General features: G+C 61.5%; 11 protein-coding genes. 10 read left to right on the top strand and 1 reads right to left on the bottom strand.

Features of this window, described 5'->3' with window-relative positions; translation table 11 throughout:
* Nucleotides 1-5 precede the first annotated feature (5 nt).
* From GPA21_RS08460 to GPA21_RS08415, 10 genes are all read left to right on the top strand, one after another.
* Nucleotides 6-698 (top strand): DUF3275 family protein, encoded by a 693-nt coding sequence (locus tag GPA21_RS08460; protein WP_168987764.1) that lies wholly within the window; start codon nucleotides 6-8, stop codon nucleotides 696-698.
* 94 nt (nucleotides 699-792) lie between these two features.
* Nucleotides 793-1,140, top strand: a complete 348-nt coding sequence (locus GPA21_RS08455) for a hypothetical protein (protein ID WP_168987763.1) — start codon at nucleotides 793-795, stop codon at nucleotides 1,138-1,140.
* A gap of 96 nt (nucleotides 1,141-1,236) precedes the next feature.
* Nucleotides 1,237-1,635 carry a hypothetical protein gene (locus tag GPA21_RS08450; RefSeq protein WP_168987762.1) on the top strand — a complete coding sequence of 133 codons (399 nt, stop codon included), beginning with the start codon at nucleotides 1,237-1,239 and terminating at the stop codon, nucleotides 1,633-1,635.
* A gap of 117 nt (nucleotides 1,636-1,752) precedes the next feature.
* Nucleotides 1,753-2,094: a hypothetical protein gene (locus GPA21_RS08445; RefSeq protein WP_168987761.1), complete on the top strand. Its 342-nt coding sequence runs from the start codon at nucleotides 1,753-1,755 to the stop codon at nucleotides 2,092-2,094.
* 119 nt (nucleotides 2,095-2,213) lie between these two features.
* Entirely contained in the window at nucleotides 2,214-2,870 is a 657-nt protein-coding gene (locus GPA21_RS08440) for a hypothetical protein (RefSeq protein WP_168987760.1), read from the top strand.
* 72 nt (nucleotides 2,871-2,942) lie between these two features.
* Nucleotides 2,943-4,052: a DUF6094 domain-containing protein gene (locus tag GPA21_RS08435; protein ID WP_168987759.1), complete on the top strand. Its 1,110-nt coding sequence runs from the start codon at nucleotides 2,943-2,945 to the stop codon at nucleotides 4,050-4,052.
* A 46-nt stretch (nucleotides 4,053-4,098) separates the two neighbouring features.
* Nucleotides 4,099-4,425 carry a methyltransferase gene (locus tag GPA21_RS08430; RefSeq protein WP_168987758.1) on the top strand — a complete coding sequence of 109 codons (327 nt, stop codon included), beginning with the start codon at nucleotides 4,099-4,101 and terminating at the stop codon, nucleotides 4,423-4,425.
* A gap of 77 nt (nucleotides 4,426-4,502) precedes the next feature.
* Nucleotides 4,503-4,802: a hypothetical protein gene (locus GPA21_RS08425; RefSeq protein ID WP_168987757.1), complete on the top strand. Its 300-nt coding sequence runs from the start codon at nucleotides 4,503-4,505 to the stop codon at nucleotides 4,800-4,802.
* 111 nt (nucleotides 4,803-4,913) lie between these two features.
* Nucleotides 4,914-7,196: a helicase-related protein gene (locus GPA21_RS08420; protein WP_168987756.1), complete on the top strand. Its 2,283-nt coding sequence runs from the start codon at nucleotides 4,914-4,916 to the stop codon at nucleotides 7,194-7,196.
* Nucleotides 7,197-7,298: 102 nt separating this feature from the next.
* The gene (locus tag GPA21_RS08415; RefSeq protein WP_168987755.1) at nucleotides 7,299-8,312 is read left to right on the top strand and encodes a DUF6710 family protein; all 1,014 of its coding nucleotides are present in this window, start codon (nucleotides 7,299-7,301) and stop codon (nucleotides 8,310-8,312) included.
* A 40-nt stretch (nucleotides 8,313-8,352) separates the two neighbouring features.
* On the opposite strand, the gene GPA21_RS08410 is transcribed toward GPA21_RS08415, so the two are convergent.
* Nucleotides 8,353-9,501 (bottom strand): Fic family protein, encoded by a 1,149-nt coding sequence (locus tag GPA21_RS08410; protein WP_168987754.1) that lies wholly within the window; start codon nucleotides 9,499-9,501, stop codon nucleotides 8,353-8,355.
* Nucleotides 9,502-9,602 lie beyond the last annotated feature (101 nt).

Below are 9,602 nucleotides of genomic sequence, written 5' to 3'. Positions count from 1 at the left end.
CCATCATGGCAGCCACATCGGCATCCGAGACTTCGGTCTCGCCCATCGTTGTCCCAGGCCAGCTCACGCTGCGCACCATTCACGGCCGCAACGGCAAGTTCAACGTCGGCAAACTCGAATGCCAACTCGGCAAGTTCACAATCAAAGACGCCGAACTGGAGCAGTACCCCGAGGGCAAGTATCGAGGGGAGTTCGTCCTCCGCTACATCTTCCTCAAAGGCTATCCGGTCAGCGACGGCAGCATGCGTTTCGAGATGCGCGCCAACCTGGACGGCATGACGCTTTTCGGCATCGACAAGCTGAGCAAGGCCGAAGTACATAGCTTCGCCCCGCAAGAGGTCGATCCGCTGGATGAAGAGCAAGGGACGCAGCCTGCGGCAACGCCGGCCAAGCCGACCAAGGCATCCAAGCCCGCCAATCCTGCGTCTGTGCAGGCGTTGTCGGACCCGCTCGTCGACACCACGCCGTTCGGTGTGGACGCGCCGCCAACGGTTGCGCCCACGTCATCGGGCAGTGCCGAGGATGGCGACGCCGCGTTGTTCGGCATCCTGTGGCCGCTGGGGGAGTCCGTGAAGCTGGATTCAACCATCGACCGCCGCACCCTGCGCGCGCAGATCGCCCGCCTTGGCGAACTGGGCTACGCGCTGGACTTCAAGACGCAGGAGTGGAGCCGCGAAGCCGAACTGCAACCTGCGTGAGTACGGGCGCCGCATCCGCGGTGCTCTTCATCATCCGCTGGGGTGCCTTCCCTTCGCGGGGGAGGACTCCAGTGCTGTTCTGGAGGTTTTCACCATGTCAACCATCGCTTGCGATACCCCATCACGTCTCATCGATGATCATTGCCCGCTGGATGAACCCGCCTGGCGGGCCGTCTGCGACGCTACGGCTGAACAAGCCGCCAAGGGCTGCGGGCTGTCTCACGACTACTACGTCGAACGCTTCAGTTCGTCAATCGGCGCGCAAGCTCGTCAACTGCCCGAGAACCAGCGTGCGCAGGCCCTGCAAATTGCACGGGAATGGGACTACGCAACACCTGCCGAACGGCAGGAGACCCAAGACTGGAACGCTGCACACGGCTACTGCATGCACGGCATCGATCGGAATTGTTGTCCTGCCGGCTGCGGCGACCTTGAGTACTGATAGTCGACTTCATCAACGCCTAGACGGCATTTCGTCACCCGCCGGGTACCCTCCCTGCGGGGAGGCCTCCGGCTCCATTTTTTCAGGAGGCTTCTCATGGGCTGGTATTTCTCTCATCAATCGCGATCCGACCTGATCGCAGAACTCATCGCTCCGCAGGAGACCGAGCGTGCCAGCGTGAAGGTCATCGCCCACGCGCTGCGCGGCAACGTCCTGTGGTCCGTGGTCGAAGTAACGGCCAAGACCGAGGACGTGCATCGTGGTCTCGCACCGGGCCAGTCCCTGCGCACCATCCGCTGCGATCTGCTTGAACGCAGCGGCGGCCAATGGGGCTACAAGCCATTGGACGAGTCCATGCACCCGTACTACTACTCGTGCCCGTTGAGTTACCTCGACATGGCACCTGAACAGTCCGCCGACTGGCGCACAGGCGTTCGCGCCTACCACGCGCGACGGCGCACACCCACGGCATCCGCCGAGGCACTGACGGCCTGAGAACGGCACACGCCACGCAGCCCGATCTTCATCCCTGTATCTGCTGCATTTCACCTACCCGCCGGGTCTGTTTCCCGACGGGGAAGCGACCGGCGATTTCAATCACGGAGCTTCACTATGAGTCAGCACTACTTCGAGACTTCCCACAAGGGATTTCCCATCACCGTCATTCTCGGCTGGGACCGGCCGATGCAGCACTTCTTCCTGCTCATCCGCAAGCCGGCCGAGCTGGAGGACGACACCATCGAGGTACTGGACGAGAACTTCCTCTACAGCAATCTGTACGAGGCAGACCCGTTCGGCCATGACTTGGACTACTACCGCGCAGTCCTGCGGCGCTTTCGGATCAGCGTGCCCGAAAGCATGTTCAACCAGGTTCAGATCGACGCCGTGATGAATGCGGGCAACCGTTTCGTCAAGCATACGGCCGACGGCGCGTACTCCGTACTGGGTTCCTGACGGCACTTGCGACACATGACGAGGGGCATTCCCCCGAGCCACCCACATTCTTTCATCCCCACGGGGCATCCATTGCCCCCGCGGGCGGTGGTGCCCCTCACTTCATCGAGGACACCACCATGCCTGCACCTTCATCCAACCAGCCCCTGTACCGCATCGACGAATGCAGCGACCTCATGGCCGATGCCTGCGTCTGCGGGGACCAGGGCGACTTGATCTTTCTCTCGGTCTGGGCGCGCGATACCGCCATCCAGCAATTCATCGGGCGGCTCACTCTGGGCCGCAGCGAGGATGGCCTGGACCAGTTCCACGTCATCACCGACCAGGGCGGTTCGCTGCCCGTGTTCGTCGGCTCGGTCGAGCGCCTTGAAAAGCGCCTGACCCGCAGCTATCGCCGCACGCTGTTCGGCTCGATGGTCAATCTCTGGCTGTTCGACCGGCGCTGCATCCGGCCCGACAAGAGTTCGGCCAGCGCCTTGGCGCTGCTGCCGCGCTCCGCGGACGATCCCACGTCACGTCTGTGGCAACTGGTCAAGGACACTTGCCCGCTGCCGCTGCTGGACCACTGGCAATCGCCAGTCCTGGCGTTGCTGCGCGAGCGCGAGATGCTGCGTTCCCTGCCCATGGCCCTCGGGCCGCTGCAAGGGTTCCGGCTCGCCATTGACGTCCCAGTGCTCACCAATGCGCTGGGCGACTTCATCCGCCAAGGCGTGCTAGCCGCTCATCCGACCAGGGGGCCGGCTCCGACCGACCTGGAGATGGCGGTCACCGCCTGACGTTCCAGCGATGGATGCGTGCCCCGCGCGCATCCGTCTTTTCCTTCATCCCCGCCAGACAGGAGACCTCCCATGGCACTCATGTTCCCCAGGCTCGCCCGGAATTTTGCGAAAAACGGGTACTACCCGACCGACGAAGCCACTCTCGAAAGAACCCTCAGCGCACTGGCACCCAGCGATGGGCCGATGTGCATCCTGGACCCATGCGCCGGCGAAGGCGTCGCCATCGCCGAGGCCGCCCATGCCCTCGGGCCTGAGCAGACCAGCGCCTATGCCGTCGAGTTTGATCAGGAGCGGGCCAACCATGCCCGGCTGCTGGTCGACCACTGCATCCACGGTGACCTGATGGACACCATGATCACGCGGCAGGCCTTCGGCCTCTTGTGGCTCAACCCACCCTACGGCGATCTTGCAAGAGATGCCAACGGCAACCTGGGCTACGAAGGCAAGGGCCGTGGTCGGCTGGAAAAGCTGTTCTACCAGCGCACGCTGCCTCTGCTGCAGTACGGCGGCATCCTGGTCTTCATCCTGCCAGCCTACGTGCTTGATCAGGAACTGGTCGGCTGGCTGACCCGCCACTTCGCGGATCTGTCGGTCTTCCAGGCTGTGGACAAGCAATTCAAGCAGGTCGTGATCTTCGGGCGTCGTGTCCGCCAGCGTGAGCAGGCAGGCGATGACGTGAAATCCTCCCGCGCCCGGCTGTTGCAAATCGGCCTGGGCGAACTGGAGGCGGACGAGCTACCGCCCGAATGGGTGCTGCTGCCGTATGTGGTCCCCACGTCCCAGGCCGAGCCAGAGCATTTCTACCGGATCAGCATGGAGCCCGAGCAGTTCGCCGACGAAGTGCGGCGCCTGAAGGGTTTGTGGCCCGCGTTCGAGACCCATCTGGGCGCGACGCAGCAGACCTTGCGTGCTCCGGCACGCGCCTTGTCCCAATGGCACCTGGCACTGGCCCTCGCGGCCGGCGCGATATCCGGTGTCGTGCAGTCCCCCAGCGGCCGCACCTTGGCCGTCAAGGGCGACACCTTCAAGCAGAAGTCATCCGCCGTCGAATATCGCGAGCGCGATGACGGCTCCCTGGCCGAAACCCGCATCCTCACGGACAAGTTCGTTCCGGTGATTCGGGCCTGGGACCTCACACCTGACTCGGCCACGCTGGGCCAGGTTTTGACGATCCACTGATCTACAGGACGGAATGCTGTCCCCTCATGTTCCAAGGAGTATTTCAATGTTCAAGAAATTTCTATCCAGCAAGCCCATCCACAGTCCGAAGACACCCCGGTTTTCCGTCGGCGCTATCAAGCTCAGCGAGAAAGTACGCTGGCTGGATGACCACGGGCTGCTCGATCCCATTGATCTGGTGCAACGGCATATCCGTGGCGACTGGGGCAACATCGGAGATTCCGAACGACGCTCGAATGAAGATGCGCTTTCCCAGGAAGGCATCCTCTTCTCGCGCTACATCATCACACCACGTTTGACGGTATCCGTTACGACTGATGAGCATCGCGACCTGACGCTGGTCAAGCTACTCGACGAGCAAATCAGCATCTGAAAAAGCTGTTTATCCACCCACCGGGGCACTTCGCCCCGATGGGGAGAAGTGCCCCTTTTTTTGAAGGAGCATTCTCCATGTCCACCTCTGCGCAACACGTTTTTCCCAGATTCAACCCCGGCCTGGTCGTCATGACCTCGGGGGTCGCCAGTCTCATCGAACAAGGCCAGTTCAATCCTAGCCCTTATCTATTGCGGCATTTGGCCGCCGACTGGGGCGACCTCAGCGACAACGACCGGCACCAGAACGACGACGCGCTGAAGTCGGGCGAGGATCGCCTGTTCTCGGCCTACGAGGTCGGCCCGAATCTGAAGGTTTGGGTCATCACCGAATGGGATCGCAGCGTCACCACGGTGCTGTTGCCCAGCGAATACTGATCATCTTCCTCGCCGGCCAGACCCCAAATCCAGCCGGCTCTTCCTTCCCACCCTGGGGCATGTCACCGCCCCTCGGGGAGTGGTGTATGCCCCGCTTCTTGGAGCATCACCATGAACGCACAAGTCATCGAAGCGGCCCCGGCCGTAGATCCTTCGTCCCTGGACGACAACCTGCTCGAACAGGAATCGTCCGAGCTGTCCCTGAGCCTTCAGGACTTCGTTTCCGAGTTCGGCGACGAATTGCTGGACTCTCTCAACCGGGCCAACCCGCCCGTCTACAGCGGCACACCGCGCCCGCACCGCCAACTGGTGCTGGCTGGCCTGAAACGCCAGTTGTTCCCCGCCCAAGCCGAGGTCGTTCATGCGGCCTCGGAACTGCTCGTCAACCAAGGCGAGCGGGCTGTATTTGTCAACGGCGAGATGGGAACCGGAAAGACCACGATAGGCATTGCGCTGGCCGCGGTCCTGCATGCCGAAGGCTATCGCCGCACGCTCGTCCTGAGCCCGCCGCATCTGGTCTACAAGTGGCGCCGAGAAATCCTCGAAACCGTCGCGGGTGCAAAGGTTTGGGTGCTCAACGGCCCGGACACGCTGCTCAAGCTCATCAAGTTGCGCGAGCAGCTTGGCGTGCCTTCTGCGGCCCAAGAGTTCTTCATCCTCGGTCGCGTCCGCATGCGAATGGGCTTCCATTGGAAGCCTGCCTTCGCACGCAAGCGCACCCGTCACGGTGACGTGGGGGTCTGCCCGCACTGCGGGGAGGTCATCACCAATCTCGACGGCGAGCCGATCAGTGTTCAGGAGCTGGAGGCGGAGGAATTCCGCCGCAAGTGCAATGGCTGCGGCGGCGCACTGTGGACGCTGATGCGTCCGCGGTCACTGTCCGGCAGCGATCAGTCCTCGGCCGTGTTGCGTGCCTTGAAGCGCATTCCGACGATCGGCGAAGCCACCGCGCAACGCCTGATGAAAACCTTCGGGGACAGCTTCCTGGCCTCGATGCTCGGCGACAACCTGCACAACTTCATTAACCTGATGGACGCGAGCGGGAAGTTGGTGTTTTCGGATCGCCAGGCGCACCGCATGGAGCGGGCCATGGCGTCGATGGAGTTCGGCTTCGGTGAAGGTGGCTACCAACCCAGCGAGTATGTGAAGCGGTATCTGCCGCGTAGCACGTTCGACCTTTTGCTCTGCGACGAAGCGCACGAATACAAGACGGGCGGTTCGGCTCAAGGCCAGGCCATGGGTGTCATCGCATCCAAGGTTCGCAAGACGGTTTCGCTCACCGGCACGTTGATGGGTGGCTACGCTGACGACATTTTCCATTTGCTGTTCCGCGCGCTTCCGGGCCGCATGATCGAAGACGGCTACGTCCCCAGTCGCAACGGCAGCATGAACGCCGCCGCGATGGCCTTCATGAGGGATCACGGTGTCCTCAAGGACATCTATTCCGAGTCCGATGGTCCGGCCCACAAGACGGCCAAGGGCAGCAAGGTCACGGTCAGAACGGTCAAGGCTCCGGGCTTCGGCCCCAAGGGCGTGTTGCGCTGCATCCTGCCGTACACCATCTTCCTGAAGCTGCGAGACATCGGTGGCGTACTGCCACCGTATGACGAGGAGTTCCGGGACGTGGCGATGAGCGCCGAGCAAGGCGAGGCGTATCAGAAGCTGGCTTCCAGCCTCACGCAACAGCTCAAGGAGGCCCTGCGCAAGCGGGACACCACTTTGCTGGGCGTGGTCCTCAACACGCTGCTGGCGTGGCCCGACTGCTGCTTCAGGGCGGAGACGGTCCGCCATCCGCGCACGCGCGAGGTGCTGGCATTCACCCCGGCCCAGTTCAACGAGCTGGAGGTGATGCCCAAGGAACGCGAGCTGATCGACATCTGCCGCCAGGAGAAGGAAGCGGGTCGCAAGACCCTGGTGTATTCGGTCTATACCGGCACGCGGGACACCACGAGCCGGCTGAAGATGCTGTTGGAGCAGGAAGGCTTTCGGGTGGCGGTACTGCGCGCGAGCGTGGATGCCAGCCAGCGCGAGGACTGGATTGCCGAGCAGATCGACCGGGGCATCGACGTGCTCATCACGAACCCCGAACTCGTCAAGACCGGCTTGGATCTGCTCGAATTCCCGACGATTGTTTTTCTCCAATCGGGCTGGAACGTGTACACGCTGCAACAGGCCGCGCGCCGCTCGTGGCGCATTGGCCAGAAGCAGGCCGTGAAGGTCATCTACCTGGGGTATGCCGCCTCTTCGCAGATGGCATGCCTCGCGTTGATGGCCAAGAAGATCCTGGTCTCGCAGTCCACCTCGGGCGACGTGCCCGAATCCGGACTGGATGTGCTCAACCAGGACGGTGATTCCGTCGAAGTCGCATTGGCTCGGCAACTGGTCGCCGCCTGATGTTTTTTTAATAATAGTTGCCGACGTCCGTAATGGGGCGTCGGCATTTTTCTCGGCAGTTTGTGCAAACATGCATGTCGCTGATCATGACGACAAGACAACATGCGATTCCCTTTCTTACTCCGTAAACAAGAGCAAGCCTGGCGCGAACGAAAATCTCGTTTCCAACAAGTGATGGATCTAGCGCACGACGTCGCCAAAATAGACCCGGTCGGACTGCAGACTTTAGTCCGGCTCGTTGCCGCCCCTTTGCAGGCTAAGACAATTACCTCTGCTGCACATGCGATGCCCCATGGTGCCAGTTGGGCAGACAGTTTTAGTTGCCTCTTCTTTCAGGACGGCTTGCCGGTGACCCCTGATGGTCAGCGGGCCTACGAGATATCCAGCAGACGCTCTGATCAACGCTTCAGGCTGCGGCTCGGGATTGATCCTGTACTGGCAACACCATGGCATCGAGATCGTTTGGCCAATGCCCTCGCAACCATCGGCTTCGGAAAGCGGCAAGGTCCTTGGAGTGAAGATGGGAACCATCTGGTGTCGCTGTTGTTGCCAATAGGTGTCGGCATCGTTTTCGGAGGCAACCACTCTATGGCAGCAGGTATTGCGAACGGTGAGGGATTTGTAACTTCGACGGATGTGCAGGATCTGACGCCCCTCTATTCGCATGTGCGATATGACGGCCTCGATTTCCTGCGCAACCACGATGGTGCGCAGTTGTCCCAGCCTGAAGATGAGGAGCCGGGCATGTTGTTTGAAATTGGTCGCCTGATGGTAGAACGTGGCGTGGCTGCTGGTGTTGAATACGTTGACCCGGAAGCTGCCGCTGCCCCATCGATGTCAGGTGGCGATGGTTACTACAAAGTCTTGATCAATGGGCAGGATGCCGGCGTCGCTCTAACCTCAAGCGGCGCAGCGATGGCATTGCGGCAGGCGGGGCTGCAAGAAGGCAGTGTGGAATGGGGCGAGGTGCTACACGGCGCGTCGCCATTTGTACGTTCCAATTACCAAGGCCATGAAGAGCGCATCGAGTTGCGCTGGAGCATTCGTCGGCGGGTCGTGGACGATTTGAAGTCCGTCCATGGAGTCATGTCTTGGGTCGCTGCCGATGACGATTAGAGGCGGTTGAGACTCAGGAAAGAGTGTTCAGCAAATGCTGTCACCGCGTCAGCAGGTCAACGTAGGCTTGGTAGCTGTAGCTACGGTTCTTTTTCTGACCCGTCACTTCGATCACGATGCCCAGTTGCTCCAGCATCTGCACGGCTGCGTTTGCAGTCGGGAACGTGGTTTGAAGCTGTTGCCGTACCCGTTCCACGGTAAAGCGCGGCATCATCGGCAACAACTCGAACAGCCGGTAGCTGGCCGGACTAGCCTTTGGGGATTGCAGCAGTTTGCGGCGGTCGGCGGCGATCAGGCTGGCGACGGCGATGATGCTCTGTTCGGCTTGGGCTGCCGAGACCGCCACACCTTCCAGAAAAAACGACACCCACGATTCCCAATCGCCCTCGGTACGGATCACCGACAGGCGGCGGTAGTACTCGGCTTGGTGTTGCTTCAGATAACCGCTGAGGTACATCAGCGGCTCGGCCAGCAGGCGCCAGTGTTCCAGCAGCGCTGCAATCAACAGGCGGCCGATGCGTCCGTTGCCGTCCAGAAACGGGTGGATGGTCTCGAACTGCGCATGGACCAGTGCGATCTTGACCAAGGCTGGCAACTCGTCCTTCGTATCGTGGATGAACCGCTCCAGGTTGGATAGCAGTTCCGGCACGCGCTCCGGCGGTGGCGGCACAAACACCGCGTTGCCGGGCCGCGTGCCGCCAATCCAGTTCTGCGAATGCCGCAGTTCGCCCGGCTGCTTGCCTGCGCCGCGCGCACCATCAAGCAACAGTTGGTGTGCGTCGCACAGCAGGCGCACGCTGATGGGCAACCCTTTGGGGTCGCGCAACTGTTCCTGGACCAGGCGGAAAGCCCGCAGGTAGTTGCTTACTTCGGCCACATCATCGGTATTGCTGACCTTGAAACCCGCTTCCTCGTCGAACAGGTCGGTCAACGTGGCCTGAGTGCCCTCAATCTGCGAGGTGAGCAGGGCTTCCTTGCGCACGGCGCTGTAGAGCAGCCAATCCACCGATGGCACCAGCCCCGACACGCCCGAAAGCCGGGCCAGTGCCAGTTCCGCCTGACGGTTCAGGTCGGCAAAGGACGCCGCCGCCAGAGGCGGCTCGGCGGGAGGCAGCGGATGCGGCACGAAAGCCCGTACCGGCTCGCCCAGCGTGGTGGATGTGGCATAGGTGCCTGTGCTTCGTTTCATTTAAAGCTGGCTTTCACTGCGAATTATCACATTAAAGCACGGTTTAATTTGAATTTCCACAATGAAAGCAGTCTTTGATAAGCCCCCAAGTGGCGAACGGC

The sequence above is a fragment of the Azoarcus taiwanensis genome, from assembly GCF_012910885.1.
Lineage (GTDB): Bacteria > Pseudomonadota > Gammaproteobacteria > Burkholderiales > Rhodocyclaceae > Azoarcus_F > Azoarcus_F taiwanensis.
The sequence above is the reverse complement of the archived record's forward strand: the minus strand, read 5'-3'. Positions and strand labels throughout refer to the sequence as shown.

What these genes read in the sequence shown, in the direction of transcription:
- GPA21_RS08460 (WP_168987764.1), top strand. Translation starts at nt 6, where the DNA reads ATGGCAGCCACATCGGCATCCGAGACTTCGGTCTCGCCCATCGTTGTC.
- GPA21_RS08455 (WP_168987763.1), top strand. Translation starts at nt 793, where the DNA reads ATGTCAACCATCGCTTGCGATACCCCATCACGTCTCATCGATGATCAT.
- GPA21_RS08450 (WP_168987762.1), top strand. Translation starts at nt 1,237, where the DNA reads ATGGGCTGGTATTTCTCTCATCAATCGCGATCCGACCTGATCGCAGAA.
- GPA21_RS08445 (WP_168987761.1), top strand. Translation starts at nt 1,753, where the DNA reads ATGAGTCAGCACTACTTCGAGACTTCCCACAAGGGATTTCCCATCACC.
- GPA21_RS08440 (WP_168987760.1), top strand. Translation starts at nt 2,214, where the DNA reads ATGCCTGCACCTTCATCCAACCAGCCCCTGTACCGCATCGACGAATGC.
- GPA21_RS08435 (WP_168987759.1), top strand. Translation starts at nt 2,943, where the DNA reads ATGGCACTCATGTTCCCCAGGCTCGCCCGGAATTTTGCGAAAAACGGG.
- GPA21_RS08430 (WP_168987758.1), top strand. Translation starts at nt 4,099, where the DNA reads ATGTTCAAGAAATTTCTATCCAGCAAGCCCATCCACAGTCCGAAGACA.
- GPA21_RS08425 (WP_168987757.1), top strand. Translation starts at nt 4,503, where the DNA reads ATGTCCACCTCTGCGCAACACGTTTTTCCCAGATTCAACCCCGGCCTG.
- GPA21_RS08420 (WP_168987756.1), top strand. Translation starts at nt 4,914, where the DNA reads ATGAACGCACAAGTCATCGAAGCGGCCCCGGCCGTAGATCCTTCGTCC.
- GPA21_RS08415 (WP_168987755.1), top strand. Translation starts at nt 7,299, where the DNA reads ATGCGATTCCCTTTCTTACTCCGTAAACAAGAGCAAGCCTGGCGCGAA.
- GPA21_RS08410 (WP_168987754.1), bottom strand. Translation starts at nt 9,501, where the DNA reads ATGAAACGAAGCACAGGCACCTATGCCACATCCACCACGCTGGGCGAG.